Below are 18825 nucleotides of genomic sequence, written 5' to 3' on the forward strand. Positions count from 1 at the left end.
CGCCGCGGTGTGGACACGGCCACTGTCGAGCGGCTGGCGGAGCAGGGTGCCACGGTGCAGGTGGCGGCCTGTGACGTCGCCGACCGCGACGCGCTTGCCGAGGTGCTCGCGGAGATACCCGCCGCGCACCCGCTCACCGCCGTGGTTCACACGGCGGGTGTGCTCGACGACGGTGTGGTCGCCTCGCTCAACCAGGAGCGTCTCGATACGGTGCTGCGTCCGAAGGCCGACGCGGTGGTCAACCTGCACGAGCTGACGGCGGACGCGGACCTGGCCGCCTTCGTCCTGTTCTCCTCGATCGCGGGCGTGATGGGTACCGCGGGCCAGGCCAACTACGCGGCCGCCAACGCCTACCTCGACGCCTTCGCCGCCCACCGCCACGCCCGCGGTGTGCCCGCCGTGTCGCTGGCGTGGGGCCTGTGGGGGCAGACCGGGGGCGGCATGGCAGGCGGCCTGGACGCGGCCGACCTCGACCGGATGGCCCGTACGGGTGTGCTGCCGATCGAGACCGAGCAGGGTCTGGCCCTGTTCGGTGCGGCGCTGGGCGTCCAGCGGCCCGTCCTCGTCCCCGTCCGGCTGGATGTCGGCGTGATCGGCAGCCGTCAGGAGGTGCCTCCGCTTCTGCGGCAGTTGGCCCGCCCGGCAGCGCGGCGCGCCACCCAGAGTGCCGCCGGCCGTCAGCCGCTGCTCGAGCGGCTCGCCGCCGTCACCGGGGTCGAGCGGAACCATATTCTGCTCCAGCTGGTGCGGACCGAGGTCGCCGCGGTCCTCGGCCACGCCACTCCTGCGGACATCCCCGCCGACCAGGCTTTCCGGGAGCTGGGCTTCGACTCCCTCACCAGTGTCGAGCTGCGCAACCGGCTCAACGCCGCCAGTGGTCTGCGGCTGCCCGCCACGCTGGTCTTCGACTACCCGACCCAGACCGCGCTGGTGGGCCACCTGCTCGCCGAACTCGTCGGCGAAGAGGCGGCCCACACCACCGAGGCGGCGGTAGGCGGCCTGGCCCCGTCCATGGCCGGCGCCGACGACGATGCGATCGCGATCGTGGGCATGGCCTGCCGCTTCCCGGGTGGCGTGGGCAGCCCCGAGGAGTTGTGGCGGCTGGTGGCCGAGGGCGGTGACGCGATCGGCGGCTATCCCACCGACCGCGGCTGGGATCTGGAGGGCCTGTACGACCCGGACCCCGACCACCACGGCACTTCCTACGCGCGCGGCGGCGGTTTCCTGCACGACGTGGGCGGATTCGACGCCGGGTTCTTCGGCATCAGCCCACGCGAGGCGATGGCGATGGACCCGCAGCAGCGACTGTTGCTGGAAACGGCCTGGGAGGCCCTGGAGCGCGCGGGCATCGACCCCACCTCCCTGCGTGGCAGCGGCACCGGAGTGTTCGTCGGCGCCATCGCCCAGGAGTACGGCCCGCGCCTGGTCGAGAGCTCCGACGGCCTCGACGGGCATCTGCTGACCGGTACGACGACCAGCGTGGCGTCGGGCCGTATCGCCTACACCCTCGGCCTGGAGGGCCCGGCGGTCACGGTGGACACGGCTTGTTCGTCCTCACTGGTGGCCCTGCATCTGGCCGCGCAGGCGCTGCGGGGCGGCGAGTGCTCGATGGCCCTCACCGGCGGCGTCACGGTGTTCTCCTCGCCCAGCTTCTTCGTGGACTTCTCCCGGCAGCGCGGCCTCGCCGAGGACGGCCGTTCCAAGCCGTTCTCGGACGCCGCCGACGGCATGGGCGGCGCTGAGGGTGTGGGCCTGCTCGTCGTGGAGCGGCTGTCGGACGCCCGGCGCAACGGCCACCAGGTACTGGCGGTCGTGCGCGGCTCGGCCGTCAACCAGGACGGTGCCTCCAACGGCCTGACGGCGCCCAACGGCCCGTCCCAGCAGCGGGTGATCCGCAAGGCGCTGGCCGGCGCCCGGCTGAGCGCCGCCGAGGTCGACGTGATCGAGGCACACGGGACGGGCACGAAGCTGGGCGACCCGATCGAGGCGCAGGCGCTGATCGCCACCTACGGCCAGGAGCGCCCGGAGGACCGGCCGTTGTGGCTCGGCTCGATCAAGTCGAACCTCGGGCACACCCAGGCCGCCGCCGGTGTCGCCGGCGTCATCAAGATGGTGCTGGCAATGCGGCACGGCGTCATGCCGCGCACCCTGCACGTGGACGAGCCGTCCCAGCACATCGACTGGTCGGCCGGCACGGTGAGCCTGCTGGCCGAGGAGCGGCCGTGGCCGGAGGCCGGTCACCCGCGCCGGGCCGCCGTCTCCTCCTTCGGTATCAGCGGCACCAACGCCCACGTAATCCTCGAACAGGGCCCCGCCGACGAAGAGCCGCCCGCCGCGGAGCCGGTGAGTGATGGTCTGGTGCCGTGGGTGCTGTCGGCCAGGACCGGGTCCGCGCTGGCGGAGCAGGCGCGGCGGGTGGCCGGAGTGGTGGCCGCCGACGGCGCGCCGCACCCCTCGGACATCGGCCACTCCCTGGCCACCGGCCGGGCGGCCCTGGAGCACCGCGCGGTCGTCCTCGGCCGCGACCGGGACGAACTGCTGCGTCGCCTGGCCGCCCTCGCCGCGGGCGAGCCGGACGACGGCGTGCTGACCGGCACCGCCGCCACGGCCGGCGCCGCCAAGACGGCGGTGCTCTTCACCGGCCAGGGCAGCCAGCGGATCGGCATGGGCCGGGAGTTGTACGCCGCCCACCCCGTCTTCGCCGCCGCCTTCGACGAGGTCTGCCGCCACCTGGACCGGTACCTCGACGGGTCCGTCGCCGAGGCGCTGGAGAACGAGGAGATGATCGGCGAGACGCGCTACGCGCAGCCGGCGCTGTTCGCCGTGGAGGTGGCGCTGTACCGCCTCCTCCAGCACCACGGACTCACCCCCGACTACCTCGTCGGGCACTCCCTCGGCGAGCTCGTCGCCGCCCATGTGGGCGGGGTCCTGGACCTGGCGGACGCCGCCGTGCTGGTCACCGCGCGCGGCCGCCTGATGCAGCGGGTGGCCGCCGACGGCGCCATGACCTCCGTCCAGGCCACCGAGGACGAGGTCCGCCGGGCCATCGACGGTCTCGAAGAGCACGTGGACATCGCGGCGGTCAACGGCCCCGAGTCCGTGGTGCTCTCGGGCGACCTGGCCACCGTGTCCGAGGTCGCCGAGTGGTTCGCCGCACAGGGCCGCAGGACCCGGCAGCTCGGTGTCGGGCACGCGTTCCACTCGCCGCACATGGACGCCGTCGTCGGCGAGTTCCGCGACGTCGCGGCGACCCTGACCTACCGCCGCCCGGCCGTCCCGATCGTCTCCAACGTGACCGGCCGGCTCGCCACCGACGAGCAGTTGACCTCGCCGGACTACTGGGCCGGGCACATCCGCCACGCGGTGCGCTTCGCCGACGGCGTCACCTGGCTGGCCGAGCACGGCTGCGACACCTACGTCGAGGCCGGGCCCGACGCCACGCTGACCGCGCTCGTCGGAGGCGTCCTCGCCGACCGGCCCCACCTCGCCGTCAGCACACAGCGCCGACGCGTCGACCAGTACGACGCCCTGCTCACCGCCCTGGGCACCCTGTACGTGCACGGCACGGCCGTCACCTGGGACGGGCTGTTCGCGCACGCCGAGCGCGTCGACCTGCCCACCTACCCGTTCGAGCACCGGCGCTACTGGCGCGCGGCGGGCGCGCGGGCGGGCGACGCCACGAGCCTCGGCCAGGACACTACCGCGCACGCCATCCTGAACGCGGTCGTGGAGCTGCCCGACGGCGGCTACCTCGCCACCGGCCGTGTCTCCGTGCCCACCCACCCGTGGGTGGACGACCACCGGATCGACGGCACGGTCGTACTGTCCGGGACCACCTTCCTCGACCTGGCCCTGCACCTCGGCGAGGCGGTCGGCTGCCCGCACCTGGCCGACTTCACCCACCAGGAGTTCCTGGTCCTCGGCGAGGCAGGGCCGCACGAGACCGGCTCCGCGCAGGCACAGGGGCAGGGGCAGGTCCAGGTCCAGGTGAGCGTGGGCGCCGCCGACGGCGACGGCCGGCGTGCCGTGACCGTACGCTCCCGGCCGCGCGACGCCGCGCCGGGCACGCCCTGGATCGTGCACGGCAGCGGCACGCTCGGCCAGGAGCCGCCCACCGCGCACCACCTGCCCGCCACGGCCACCGGGCCATGGCCGCCCGCCGGCGCCGAGCCGGTCGACACCGACGAGGTGTACGAGCTGCTCACCGGGGTGGGTCTGGAGTACGGGCCGGTCTTCCACGGCCTGCGGCGCGCCTGGCGCGACGGCACCACCCTCTACGGCGAGGCGGTGCTGCCCGAGCAGACCGATGTGGGCGCGTTCCGCATCCACCCCGGCCTGCTCGACGCCGTGCTCCACCTGTCCGGCGCCCAGGCGCCCGGGGACGCCGACGGCGCGCGGCTGCGGGTGCCGTTCTCCTGGAGCGGGGTCACCCTGTACGCCACCGGGGCCACCTCGGTGCGGGTCGCGCTGGACGTGCGCACCCCCGACACCATGTCCCTGGAGCTTACGGACGCCGACGGCTCACCCGTGGCGAGCGTCGCCGAACTGGTCACCCGTCAGGCGAGCCCGGCACAGCTCGCCGGCCGTGCCGGGCGGCTGTACGAACTCACCTGGACCGCGTTCACACCGACCGCCTCCCGCGCCCCACAGGGTACGGACACCCGCGCCCCACAGGGTACGGACGCCTGGGTGACGCTCGGGGACGTCACGCTGCCGGACGTCGCCCACTACGCCGACCTCAGCGCGCTGGTGTCCGCCCTCGGCGACGGCCTGTCCGCGCCGGACGTCATCGCCGTCGGTCGGCACGGTGCCACCGGCGTGGATGCCGCCACCGGCACCCACGTCGCCCTCATGGCCACGCTGGACACGCTCCGGACCTTCCTGGAGCTCGACCGGCTGGCGGACACACGGCTCGTCCTCGTCACCTCCGGCGCGGTGTCCGTGGGCGGTGAGGACGTCACCGACCTGGCCGGCGCGGCCGTGTGGGGCATGGCGCGCGTCGCCCAGTCCGAGCACCCCGGCCGCGTGACGATCGTCGACGGCGGATCGGACGCGGACCTCGTGGCCGCGATCGGCAGCGGCGAGCCGCAGCTCGCGCTCCGCGACGGGCAGCTGTACGTGCCCCGCGTCACCGCCACCGTGGCGGCGGCGCAGGAAGGGGCGGTGTCGTTCACCGCCGAGGGCACGGTCCTCGTCACCGGCGGCACCGGCGTACTGGGCGGTGTCCTCGCCCGGCACCTGGTGACCGAGCACGGCGTACGGCACCTGGTGCTGCTCAGCAGGCAGGGCCCGCAGACCTCCGGGGCCGCGGTCCTGGCGCGGGAGCTCTCCGAACTGGGCGCCCAGGCCGACATCGTGGCGTGCGACGCCGCCGACCGCGACGCCCTCGCCGCGGTGCTGAAGCGCTACCCCGTCACCGCCGTGGTCCACGCCGCCGGTGTGCTCGCGGACGCGACCCTGGCCAACCTCGGCCCGGCCGAACTCGGCGCCGTACTGCGGCCGAAGGTCGACGCCGCCTGGCATCTGCACGAACTGACCGCGGACCGCGACCTGGACGCGTTCGTGCTGTTCTCGTCGCTCGCCGGCACTGTCGGTAACGCGGGACAGGCCAACTACGCGGCCGCCAACACCTTCCTCGACGGGCTCGCCCAGCACCGGCGGGCGAACGGGCTGACCGCCGTGAGCATGGCCTGGGGGCTGTGGCAGAACGGCATGGCCGACAGCCTCACGGACGCCGAGCGCGACCGGCTGGCGCGTACCGGCCTGACGCCGATCCCGACCGACCAGGCGCTGCGGCTGTTCGACGGCGCCCTGGCCGCGGGGCGGCCGACGACGGTCAACGCGGTGGTCGACGCGGCGGCGCTGGACCCGGTCCGGCCGGTGCCTCCGGTGCTGCGCGACCTCCTCAGGCCGGCGACCACCCGGCGCGGCACGGGCGGCGCGGCCGACAGTCCCAGCGGGACCCTGCGGCAGCGGCTCGCCGGGCTGAGCCGGGACGAGGCGCACGATGTCCTGCTCGAACTGGTCCGTACGCAGATCGCCGGCGCGCTCGGCCATGAGTCCATCGACGGCGTCGAGCCGCTGCGGGACTTCCAGCAGCTCGGGTTCGACTCGCTCACCGCCGTGGAGCTGCGCAACAAGCTCAACACGGTGACCGGGCTGCGGATGCCCGCCACGCTGGTCTTCGACTACCCCAACCCGGCGACGCTGGCCGGTTTCCTCGCCGATCAGCTTCTGGGCGGCGTGAAGGCCGTGGCGACCAGCGGCGACGTGGCCGTTCCGGTGACGTCGGCCGTCCTGGACGAGCCGGTGGCGATCGTGGGGATGGCGTGCCGGTATCCGGGTGGTGTGACCTCGCCTGAGGATCTGTGGCGGCTGGTGGCCGAGGGCGGGGACGCGATCTCGGAGTTCCCGACCGACCGTGGCTGGGACGTGGAGGGGCTGTACGACCCGGACCCGGAGAGCGTCGGGAAGTCCTACAGCAGGCACGGCGGATTCCTGCATGAGGCGGCGGAGTTCGACGCCGGCTTCTTCGGGATCAGTCCCCGTGAGGCGATGGCGACGGACCCGCAGCAGCGACTGCTGCTGGAGACGGCCTGGGAGGCGCTGGAGCGTACGGGCCTCGACCCGGAGAAGCTGCGGGGGAGCCGGACGGGTGTGTTCGCGGGCCTGATGTATTACGACTACGCCACGCGACTGGACGGAGCGCCCGAGGGTTTCGAGGGGATGCTGTCCACGGGCAGCGCGGGCAGTGTGGCCTCGGGCCGTGTCTCGTACACCTTCGGGTTCGAGGGTCCGGCGATGACCGTCGACACGGCGTGCTCGTCCTCGCTGGTGGCCCTGCACCTCGCCGCGCAGGCGCTGCGGAACGGCGAGTGCGACCTGGCGCTGGCCGGTGGTGTGACGGTGATGGCGACCCCGCAGACGTTCGTGGAGTTCTCACGTCAGCGCGGCCTTGCCCCCGACGGCCGGTGCAAGTCGTTCTCCGACGACGCCGACGGGACGGGCTGGTCCGAGGGTGTGGGTCTGCTGGTCGTCGAGCGGCTCTCGGACGCGCGGCGCAACGGCCACCAGGTGTTGGCGGTCGTGCGGGGCAGCGCGGTGAACCAGGACGGTGCGAGCAACGGTCTGACGGCGCCCAACGGCCCGTCCCAGCAGCGCGTCATCCGCCAGGCGCTCGCCAGCGCCCGGCTCGATGCCGCCGACATCGACCTGGTCGAGGCGCACGGTACGGGTACGACGCTGGGCGACCCGATCGAGGCGCAGGCGCTGCTCGCCACATACGGGCAGGACCGGCCCGAGGACCGGCCGCTGTGGCTCGGCTCGATCAAGTCGAACCTCGGGCACACCCAGGCCGCCGCCGGTGCCGCCGGCGTCATCAAGATGGTGCTGGCGATGCGGCACGGGGTCATGCCGCGCACCCTGCACATCGAGGAGCCGTCGCGGCACGTGGACTGGTCCTCCGGGGCCGTCAGTCTGCTGACGGAGGAACGGGCCTGGCCGGGGGCGGATCGGCCGCGGCGTGCGGCGGTGTCGTCCTTCGGCATCAGCGGCACCAACGCGCACATCATCCTCGAACAGCCCGAGGAGCCCGCCGACACGGCGCCGGCCGACGACCTCCCGGCGGTCCCGGCCGTGCTGCCTTGGCCGGTGTCGGCCAAGTCGTCGGCGGCGCTGGAGACGGCCGTGGCCGCGGTGCGGGAGGCGGCCGCCAACCAGTCACCGGTGGACGTGGGCGCCACGCTCGCGCGCCGCTCGGTCTTCGACCACCGCGCGGTGGTTTTGGACGAGATGATCGTGCGGGGCGTCGCCGAGACGGGCCGCGTGGGCATGCTGTTCACCGGCCAGGGCAGCCAGCGCTGCGGCATGGGCGCCGGTCTCTACCGGACGTTCCCGGTGTTCAGGGCCGCCTTCGACGAGATCGCCGAGCTGACCGGCGTACCGCTGGTGGAGCTGGTCGTCGAGGGGCGGGACGAGCAGGCGCTGAAGCCCACCGGGGTGGCGCAGGTGGCGCTGTTCGCGGTCGAGGTGGCGCTGTTCCGACTGCTGGAGTCGGTGGGCGTGACGCCGTACGCGGTCTGCGGGCACTCCGTGGGCCAGATCGCAGCCGCCCATGCAGCCGGGGTCCTCTCGCTCCCCGACGCGTGCGCCCTGGTGGCGGCGCGGGCCCGGCTGATGCAGGCTCTGCCGGAAGGCGGCGCGATGCTGGCCGTGGAGCTGCCCGAGGACGTCGTCTCGGAGGCGCTGGAGGGGCTGACGGACCGAGTGACCGTCGCGGCCGTGAACGCGCCGGCGTCGGTGGTGGTCTCCGGTGACGAGACCACGGTGGCCGAGCTGGAGCGCGGCTGGCGGGCCGAGGGGACTCGGGTGAAGCGGCTGGCGGTGAGCCACGCGTTCCACTCGCCGCTGATGGATCCCATGCTCGGGGAGTTCGCCGCCGCCGTGGACGGGCTGACCTTCCACCGGCCCGCCCTGGCCGGGCTGCCGGAGGAGGTCACCGACCCCGATTACTGGGTGCGGCACGTACGCGACGCCGTCCGGTTCACCGACATGGTGCGCCGCCTCGACGACGACAGGGTCACCCGCTGGGTGGAGGTGGGTCCCGACGCGGTGCTCACCGCGCTGGTTCAGCAGACCCTCGACGCGCCGGACGCCGACCCCGACGGGCAGGTGTTCGTGCCGGTGCTGCGCGCCGGCCACGACGACCCGGCCGCCTTCTCCACCGCCCTGGCCCATCTGCACGTCGCGGGTGTGACCGTGGCCTGGGGAGAGCTGTTCGCCACCTGGGGCGGGCGCCTGGTCGACCTGCCCCGGTACCCCTTCCAGCGGCAGCGGTACTGGCTGTCCCGGAGTGCGGGCCGGGCCGGGGACGTGTCCGCGGCCGGCCTCGCCGCGACGGAACACGCCCTGCTGGGCGCGGTGGTCGAACTGGCAGGATCCGACGGCTGGCTGTTGACGGGACGGCTGTCGCCCACCACGCATCCATGGCTGGCCGACCACGGTGTCCTGGGCTCTGTCGTCCTGCCCGGCACGGCCCTGGTGGAGTTCGCGCTCCGCGCGGGCGCCGCCGTGGGACGCCCCACGCTCGCCGGTCTGACGATCGAGGCTCCGCTGCCCCTCGGCGATGGCGTCGACGTGCAGGTCAGGGTCGTCCCGGCCGAGGAGCCCGCCCTCGGACACCGGGTGGACATCCACTCCCGGCCGGTGGGCGACGCGGGGGCGCGGTGGACACGCCACGCCACCGGAACCCTGGCCGAGGAGGCACCGGAGCCCGAACCCGAGCCGCTGTCGGTGTGGCCGCCGCGGGGCGCGGAGCCGTCGGTGCCCGCCGACGACCTGTATGTGCGCCTCGAAGAGGCGGGGCTGCGCTACGGCCCGGCCTTCGCCGCTCTCCGTCGGGTGTGGCAACTCGACGGCGCCGTCCACGCCGAGGTCGCGCTGCCGGACGACCCGGACCTGGCCGTGGACCGGTTCGGCGTCCACCCCGCGCTGCTCGACGCCGCCCTGCACGCCATCGCGGCCGCCGAGAGCGGCAGCCAGGACACCGCCGGATCGGTGCGCGTGCCCTTCGCGTGGTCCGGGGTGACGGTGCACCGTGACGGCGCCCGCGAGCTGCGGGTCCGGCTCACCCGCCGGGGCGCGGACACCTACGCGCTGACGGCCACCGACCCGGCCGGCGCCCCCGTGGTGTCGGTGGAGTCGCTGGTGCTGCGGACGATGTCGCGGGAGCAGCTGGGCGCGGCCGGGACGGCGGGATCGCTGTTCCGGCTGGACTGGATCGTCGCCGGGACCGGCACGCCCGAGACGGCACCGGAGGCGAAGACGGTCTGCCCGGCGGGCCCGGACACGCACGCGGCCACCGCCTCGGCGCTGGAGGCGGTACGAACGCACCTGGCGGATCCGGCGGGTGGAGTCCTGGCGGTGGTGACCCGCGGCGCGGTGACAGCCGGGACGGACGACGGTACGGCCGTGGATCCGGCGATGGCTGCCGTGTGGGGCCTCGTCGGGGCGGCGCAGAACGAGAACCCGGGCCGGATCGTGCTGGTCGACATCGACATCGACATCGACATCGACATCGACACCGGTGCCGGTGCGGGTGCGGGTGACGGCATCACCGCCGCGGTGTCGGCCGCTCTGGCGACGGGCGAGCCGCAGGTGGCGGTGCGCGGCGGCGCGGCGTGGGTGCCACGGCTGGTGCCCGCCGAACCCGGCGGCCACAGCCAGGCGGACGGCGGGGACACACCGGACCGGTTCGGCACCGGCACGGTGCTGCTGACCGGGGCGACGGGCGCGCTGGGCGGCATGCTGGCGCGGCACCTCGTCGCCAGGTGGGGCGTGCGGTCGCTGCTGCTGGCCTCACGCCGCGGCGCGAGCGCGCCGGGCGCGGCCGACCTCGCCGCCGAACTCGGCGCGGCCGGTGCACAAGTGGAGTTCGCGGCGTGCGACGTGGCCGACCGCGACGCGCTCGCCGCCGTGCTGGCCGGGCGCGACCTGTCGGCGGTGGTGCACGCCGCCGGTGTACTCGACGACGGCCTGGTGACGGATCTGACGCCGGAGCGCCTGGCGGGCGTGCTGGCGCCGAAGGCGGACGCGGCCCGGCACCTGCACGAGCTGACCGCGGAGCTGGACCTGTCGGCGTTCGTGCTGTTCTCCTCGGCGGCCGGGGTGCTCGGCGCCCCGGGCCAGGCGGCGTACGCGGCGGCCAACCGCAGCCTCGACGCGCTGGCCCAGCAGCGGCACGCCCAGGGCCTGCCCGCGACCTCGCTGGCCTGGGGCCTGTGGGACTCCGCGGGCGACATGACGGCGGGCCTCACGGGCGCCGACCGCGCCCGCATGGGCCGCGACGGGATCGAGGCGCTGCCCGAGGCCACCGGGCTGGCCCTCTTCGACGCGGCCGTCGGCGGTCCCGAGCCGGTACTCGTTCCCGTACGGATGAACCGAGCCGCGCTCCGCCGCCGGGCGGCCACCGAACCGGAGCTGTTCCCCGCGGTCCTCCGCTCGCTCGTCCCGGCCGCTCCACGCGCCGAACGCACGAACGGGGCCGCGACGGTGCTGTGGAAGGAGCAGCTCGCCCCGCTGGCCGAGGCCGAACGGCGGCGCAGGCTGCGAGAGCTCGTCCGGTCGCAGACCGCCACCGTGCTGGGCCATCCGACCGTCGACGGCATCGAGTCGCAGACCAGCTTCCAGGACCTGGGCTTCGACTCGCTGATGGGCGTCGAGCTGCGCAACCGGCTGGGCAGGGCATCCGGTCTCGTGCTCCCGGCGACGGTGGTCTTCGACCACCCGAGCGCGTCGGCGCTGGCCGACGAACTGTTCGTCCTGCTCTTCCCGGAAGGCGAGCAGGACGGTGAACCGGCCGACGGCACGGCCCCGTTCGACGAGGCCGCCTTCCGCACCGCCCTGTCGGCACTGCCGCTCGACGCCCTGCGGAACGCGGGTCTCCTCCCGGCGCTCCGCAAGCTCACCCAGGAGCCGCCCGCCGGCGACGGGGCGGCGGACACCGGGTCCGCCGAGGCCGAAGCAGACCGATTCGAGGACATGGACGTGGACCATCTGGTGCGGCTGGCACTGGGCGACATCGAGGGAAGCGGGGAGTAGGACATGGCTGCGTCCGACGAGCAGGTCGCACAGGCGCTGCGCGCGTCGCTCAGGGAGAACGAGCGGCTCAAGAAGGAGAACCGGCGGTTCACCGAGTCGGCCACCGAGCCGATCGCCATCGTCGGCATGGCGTGCCGCTACCCCGGCGGCGTCCGGTCGGCCGAGGACCTGTGGCGCCTCGTCGCCGACGGAGTCGACGCGGTCTCCGGGTTTCCCGAGAACCGGGGCTGGGACACCGACCGGCTCTACGACCCCGACCCGGAGGCCACCGGCACGACGTACTGCCGCGAGGGCGGATTCCTGCACGAGGCCGACGAGTTCGACGCCGAGTTCTTCGGCATCTCGCCCCGCGAGGCCCTCGCCATGGACCCGCAGCAGCGGCTGCTGCTGGAGATCTCCTGGGAGGCGCTGGAACGGGCCGGGATCGCCCCGACCTCACTGCGGGGCAGCAGGACCGGCGTGTTCACCGGCGTGATGTACCACGACTACGGAAGCTGGCTCCAGGAAGCGCCCAAGTCCGTCGAGGGCCTGCTCGCCAACGGCAACGCCGCCAGCATCGCCTCCGGCCGGGTGGCCTACACCCTCGGTCTCGAAGGCCCTGCCGTCACCCTCGACACGGCGTGCTCCTCGTCGCTTGTCGCCCTGCACCTGGCCGTGCGGGCGCTGCGCGGCGGCGACTGCGACATGGCCCTGGCCGGCGGTGCCACGGTGATGACGACGCCGCGCACCTTCGTGGAGTTCAGCCGTCAGCGTGGCCTGTCGCCCGACGGCCGGTGCAAGTCGTTCGGCGCCACGGCGGACGGCACCGGCTGGGCCGAGGGCGTGGGCATCCTGGTGGTGGAGCGGCTGTCGGACGCCCGGCGGCGGGGCCACCACGTGCTGGCGACGGTCCGGGGCACCGCGATCAACCAGGACGGCGCCAGCAACGGGCTGACGGCGCCGAACGGTCCGTCGCAGCGCCGGGTGATCCGCCAGGCCCTCGCCGGCGCCGGGCTCTCCGCGACGGACGTGGACGCCGTCGAGGCGCACGGCACCGGCACCACGCTGGGCGACCCCATCGAGGCCCAGGCCCTCCTCGCCACGTACGGGCAGGGGCGGGACCAGGACCGGCCGCTCTACCTCGGCTCCGTCAAGTCCAACCTGGGTCACACCCAGGCCGCCGCCGGTGTGGCCGGGGTGATCAAGATGGTCGAGGCCATGCGGCACGGCATCCTGCCCAGGACCCTCCACGCCGACGAGCCGTCCCCTCACGTGGACTGGTCCTCCGGCCGGGTCGAGCTGCTGACCGAGGCCCGCGAGTGGCCCGCCGCGGACCGGCCGCGCCGCGCGGCGGTGTCCTCGTTCGGCATCAGCGGCACCAACGCACACGCGATCATCGAGGCCGGTCCGGACGCGCCCGCGCCCGAGATGCCCGCGCCCGAGATGCCCGCGCCCGAGACGGTCCCGGCCACCGCCGGGACCGTGCCATGGCTGCTGTCGGGCCGCGGCGAGGCCGGTCTCCGCGCGCAGGCCGAGCGACTGCGCTCCTGGAGTGCGGCCCACCCCGACGCCACCGTTGCCGACATCGGCCGGTCGCTGGCCACGGGCCGGGCGGCGCTGGAGTCGCGCGCCGTGGTCCTGGGCGCCGACCGCGCGGCCCTCACCGCGGCGCTCGAGGCGCTGGCCGCCGGCGCGGACAGCGCGGACGTGGTGACCGCCGCCCGCACGCCTGGGGCGCTCACCCTGCTCTTCACCGGCCAGGGCAGCCAGCACCCCGGCATGGGACGGCTGCTCGCGGAGACCTTCCCCACCTTCGACGCGGCGCTGGACGAGGTGACAGCGCTGCTGGACCCGCTGCTGCCGCACCCGGTCCGGGAGGCGATGTTCGCCGAGCCGGACACACCGCGGGCGGCGCTGCTGGACACCACCGGCATGACCCAGCCCGCGCTGTTCGCATTCGAATACGCCCTCCACCGGCTGGTGGCCTCGTACGGGATCGCCGCCGACATGGTGGCGGGCCACTCCGTCGGCGAACTGCTCGCGGCGCACGTGGCGGGCGTGTTCTCGCTCCAGGACGCCTGCGCCCTGGTGGCCGCGCGGGCGCGGCTGATGCAGGAGCTGCCGACGGGCGGCGCGATGCTCGCCGTGGCGCTCGACGAGGCCGATGCCGCGCCACTGCTGGACGGGCGCGCGGACCGGGTGGCCGTCGCGGCGGTCAATGCCCCCGGCTCCGTAGTGCTTTCGGGACCCGTCGACGACCTCGACGAGATCGCCGCAGAGCTGGCCGGGCGTCAGGTGCGGACACGGCGCCTGCGCGTCAGCCACGCGTTCCACTCGCCGCTGATGGAACCGATGCTCGACGCGTACCGCCAGGTGGCCGAGGGCCTGACCTACGCGGAGCCCGCCGTCCCGGTGGTGTCCACCGTGACGGGCCGCACCGCCGAACCCGGCCTGCTGACCCGGCCCGAGTACTGGGTGCGGCAGGTGCGCGGGGCGGTGCGCTTCGGCGACGCCGTGCGGGCCGCGCGCACCGACGGCAGCTCGCTCTTCCTGGAGATCGGCCCCGGCAACGTGCTGACGGGCATGGCGCGGACCGTACTGGACGGCGACCCGGCGGCAACCGCGGTGGCCACGCTGACCGACGGACGTGACGAACCCGATGCACTGCTCCGGGCGCTCGGCCGGCTGCACGTCGCGGGAGCGGCCGTGGACTGGCACGCCTGGTTCGCCGACACGGCGCCCGCCGCGCGCCGGGTCGACCTGCCGACCTACGCGTTCACCCGCCGCCGCTTCTGGCTGGGCGCGGCGGGCGGCGCCTCCGCCAACGTCGAGTCGGTCGGCCTGACCGCGGTGGCGCACCCGGTGCTCGGCGCGGCGGTGCAGGGCACCGATGGCACGCTGAGCCTGGTGGGTCGGGTGTCCCTGGCCACCCACGCGTGGCTGGGAGACCACCGTGTCCTGGGCACCGCCCTGATCCCCGGCACCGGCCTGGTCGAACTGGCCCTGCGCGCGGGATGGGAAGCGGGCTGCCCGGCCCTGCGCGACCTGACGCTCCGGGCGCCCCTGGTACTGCCGGAACGGGGCGGTGTCCAGATCCAGGTGACCGTCGGCCCCGCCGGCGACAGAGGCGACGGCACCCGGCCGGTGGGGATCCACTCCCGCGCCGACCACGCCGACCCCGAGGCGCCGTGGACACTGCACGCCGAGGGCCTGCTGAGCCCCGCCGCACCGGCGCCCCGAAACGACGACACCCCTTGGCCGGCAGACGACGCCGACGCCCTCGACATCGGCGACGCCTACGAGGTGCTGGCGGGGCGCGGATACGCGTACGGGCCGGTGTTCCGCGGGCTGCGGGCCGCGTGGCGGCGCGGTGACGACGTCTTCGCCGAGGTCGCCCTCCCCGAGGAGGCCCAGCAGGACGTCGACGGCTTCACCATCCACCCGGCCCTGCTCGACGCCGCCCTGCACGCCCGGCTGATCGCGGACGACCCGACCGGGGACCAACCGCCCGTCCTGCCGTTCGCCTGGACCGGCGTCGGCCTGCACGCCACCGGCGCCGCAGCGCTGCGCGTCCGGATCAGCCGCGCCTCCGGCAGCACCGCCTCGGTGACGGTGACCGACACCGCCGGGGCGCTCCTGCTCTCCGTGGACTCGCTGGCCGGACGCCCCGTCTCGCCCGAGCAACTGGCCAAGGCGGCCACGCCGGCGGACCAGACCCTGTGGGCGGTGCGCTGGAACCCCACGCCGGAACCGGCTCTGCCGACGGCGGATTTGGCACCCGCGGTCGAGGCGGCCTCGCTCGCCGCGCACCTGGACGCGCTGGCCGCGGACGGAACGCCGCCACCGTATGTGACGGTCCGCTGCACGGAAGCCGGTGACGGTGACGTGCCCGCACAGGTGCGGACCGCCACGGCCGACGCACTGGCGGCCGTCCAGGCATTCCTCGCGGACACGCGGTTCGCCTCCTCACGGCTCGCGGTCGTGACCCGCGGCGCCGTGGCCGTGGACCCGGACGAGACGGTGGACCTGCGGACGGCACCGGTGTGGGGCCTGGTCCGGGCCGCGCAGGCGGAGCAGCCGGGGCGGATCGTCCTGGTGGACACCGACGACGACGAACAGTCGCGGTCGCGGCTGGCCACCGCCCTGCTCGGGGACGAGCCGGAGCTGGCGGTACGCGCCGGGCGGGTGTTGCTGCCGCGCCTGAGCCCCCTGCCCGGCGGCACCCGTGAGGAGCCGGTGTTCGGGTCGGGCACCGTACTGGTCACGGGCGGCACCGGCGGCCTCGGCGCCCTCGTGACCCGCCACCTGGTGACCGCGCACGGCGTGCGGCACCTGCTGCTCGTCTCGCGCCGCGGCGACGCGGCGCCGGGCGTGGCCGAGCTGGTGCACGAACTGACGGAGGCCGGTGCCCAGGTGCGCGTCGCGGCGTGCGACGTGGCGGACCGGGCGGCGCTGGCGGAGGTGATCGCGGACATCCCCGGGGAGGCTCCCCTCACCGGCGTGGTGCACGCGGCCGGTGTCAGCGACGTCGGCATGGTGGACTCGCTGACCCCGGAGAAGCTCGACGCGGTGCTCGCGCCCAAGTCCGACTCCGCCTGGCATCTGCACGAACTCACCGCCGACCTGCCGCTGTCGGCGTTCGTCCTGTTCTCGTCCGCCGGCGGTCTGGTGCTGCCGGCCGGACAGGGCACCTACGCGGCGGCGAACGTCTTCCTGGACGCGCTGGCACAGCACCGGCGGGCCCACGGCCTGCCCGCGTCCTCCCTGCCGTTCGGCCTGTGGGACACGCGCACCGGCCTGACCGCCGAGCTGAGCCCCGCCAGTTTCGAGCGCATCCAGCGGCAGGGGCTGCCCGCCCTGTCCGTCGATGAGGCGCTGGCCGCGTTCGACGCCGCCGTCCGCGGTGACGAGCCGGTCGCGGTGCCGCTGCGTGTGGACACCGGCGTTCTCCGGACCCGCGGGGCACGCGTACCGGCACTGCTGCGGGGTCTGGCGGGACCGATCGTACGGCGCGCCGCCCGGGGCACCGCGTCCGGTGGCGCGGAGGCGGTCTCGGCGCTGGCGCGGCGCGTCGTGGCGGCCGAACCCGCCGAGCGCGAGCGGATCGTCCTCCGGGCCGTCCGGGAGAAGGCCGCGACGGTGCTGGGGCACGCGTCGGCGGAGGCGGTGCCGGCGGGCCGAGCCTTCCAGGAGCTGGGCTTCGACTCCCTCACCGCTGTCGAGCTGCGCAACGAGCTGAACGAGATCACCGGGCTGCGGCTGCCCGCCACCCTCGTCTTCGACTACCCGAACGCCCAGACCGTCGCCGCCTACGTCGTGACCGAGATCGTCGGCGCCGCGCAGACCGGCACGGGGCCGAACGCGTCAGGGGCTTCGGGCTCCGTGGTCTCGGCGAAGCCCGACGAGCCGATCGCGATCGTCGGCATGGCCTGCCGCTACCCCGGCGGCATCGCCTCTCCCGAGGACATGTGGCGGCTCGTCACGGACGGCGTCGACGCCGTCTCGGGCCTCCCATCCGACCGCGGCTGGGACATCGACAGGCTGTACGACCCCGAGCCCGGCCTGCCCGGGAAGACCTACACACGGCAAGGCGGCTTCCTTTACGACGCGGCCGACTTCGACCCCGACTTCTTCGGCATCTCGCCGCGCGAGGCGCAACGCATGGACCCGCAGCAGCGGCTGCTGCTCGAAGTCTCCTGGGAGGCCGTCGAGCGTGCCGGGGTCGACCCGACGACCCTGCGGGGCAGCCGCACCGGCGTGTTCGCGGGCGTCATGTACCACGACTACGGCCTCAGCACCGCCTCCGCGTCCACCAGCGGGGGAAGCCTGGTCTCCGGGCGCATCTCCTACACCCTGGGTCTTGAGGGTCCGGCGGTGACGGTGGACACGGCGTGTTCGTCGTCCCTGGTCGCGCTGCACCTCGCCGCGCAGGCGCTGCGGAACGGCGAGTGTGATCTGGCGCTGGCCGGTGGCGTCACGGTGATGTCCACACCGGGCATGTTCGTGGAGTTCTCGCGTCAGCGGGGTCTTGCGGCGGACGGCCGGTGCAAGTCGTTCTCCGACGCGGCTGACGGGACGGGGTGGGCCGAGGGTGTGGGTTTGCTGGTGGTGGAGCGGCTGTCGGACGCCCGGCGCAATGGCCACCAGGTGCTGGCGGTCGTGCGCGGCTCGGCCGTCAACCAGGACGGTGCGTCGAATGGTCTGACGGCGCCCAATGGCCCGTCGCAGCAGCGTGTCATCCGGCAGGCGCTGGCCAGTGCCCGGCTTTCCCCGTCCGAGGTGGACCTGGTCGAGGCTCACGGGACGGGCACCAAGCTGGGCGACCCGATCGAGGCGCAGGCGCTGCTCGCCACATACGGGCAGGACCGGCCGGAGGACCGGCCGCTGTGGCTCGGCTCGATCAAGTCGAACATCGGGCACGCGCAGGCGGCGGCGGGTGTGGCCGGTGTGATCAAGATGGTGCTGGCGATGCGGTACGGGGTCATGCCGCGCACCCTGCACGTGGGGGAGCCGTCGCGGCATGTGGACTGGTCGGCGGGTGCGGTCGGTCTGCTGACGGAGGAGCGGGCGTGGCCGGCGGTGGGCCGGCCGCGGCGTGCGGCGGTGTCGTCGTTCGGTATCAGTGGCACGAACGCGCATGTGGTGCTGGAGCAGGGGCCGGTCGAGGAGCCGTCCAGGCCGGAGCCGGCCGGGGACGTGCTGGTGCCGTGGGTGGTCTCGGCGAAGTCGGCGTCGGGGCTGGTGGAGCAGGCGCGGCGGCTGGCCGGTGCCACGCCTGGCCTGCGTCCGGTGGACGTCGCCTTCTCGTTGGCTGCGGGGCGGGCGTCGTTTGAGCACCGTGCGGTGGTGCTGGGCCGGGACCGGGAGGCGTTGCTCGCCGGCTTGGAGGCTATCGCTGCCGATACGGCGGGGCCGGGTGTGACCCGTGGCGCCGCGGAGGCTGCCAAGAGTCCGGTGTTTGTGTTCTCGGGTGAGGGTTCGCAGTGGGTGGGTATGGCCCGTGGGCTGCTGGATGCTTCGCCGGTTTTTGCGGGGCGGATGGCGGAGTGTGCGGCGGCGTTGGAGCCGCACACCGACTGGTCGTTGCTGGCGGTGGTGCGGGGTGAGGAGGGTGCGCCGTCGCTCGACCGGGTCGATGTCGGTCAGCCGGTGTTGTTCGCGGTGATGGTGTCGTTGGCGGCGGTGTGGGAGTCCTTTGGGGTGCGCCCGTCCGCTGTGGTGGGCCATTCCCGGGGTGAGATCGCCGCG

2 protein-coding genes are annotated in these 18825 nt (G+C 74.5%); both read left to right on the forward strand.

All coding sequences use genetic code 11. From position 1 onward, the window contains the following. Nucleotides 1-9 precede the first annotated feature (9 nt). Nucleotides 10-11598 carry an SDR family NAD(P)-dependent oxidoreductase gene (locus AB0I54_RS46590; RefSeq protein WP_363302476.1) on the forward strand — a complete coding sequence of 3863 codons (11589 nt, stop codon included), beginning with the start codon at nucleotides 10-12 and terminating at the stop codon, nucleotides 11596-11598. 3 nt (nucleotides 11599-11601) lie between these two features. Next, the coding region (locus AB0I54_RS46595) for a type I polyketide synthase (protein ID WP_363302477.1) at nucleotides 11602-18825 on the forward strand (7224 nt) is incomplete at its 3' end.

This window comes from Streptomyces sp. NPDC050625 (assembly GCF_040654755.1).
In the GTDB taxonomy this organism is placed as follows: domain Bacteria; phylum Actinomycetota; class Actinomycetes; order Streptomycetales; family Streptomycetaceae; genus Streptomyces.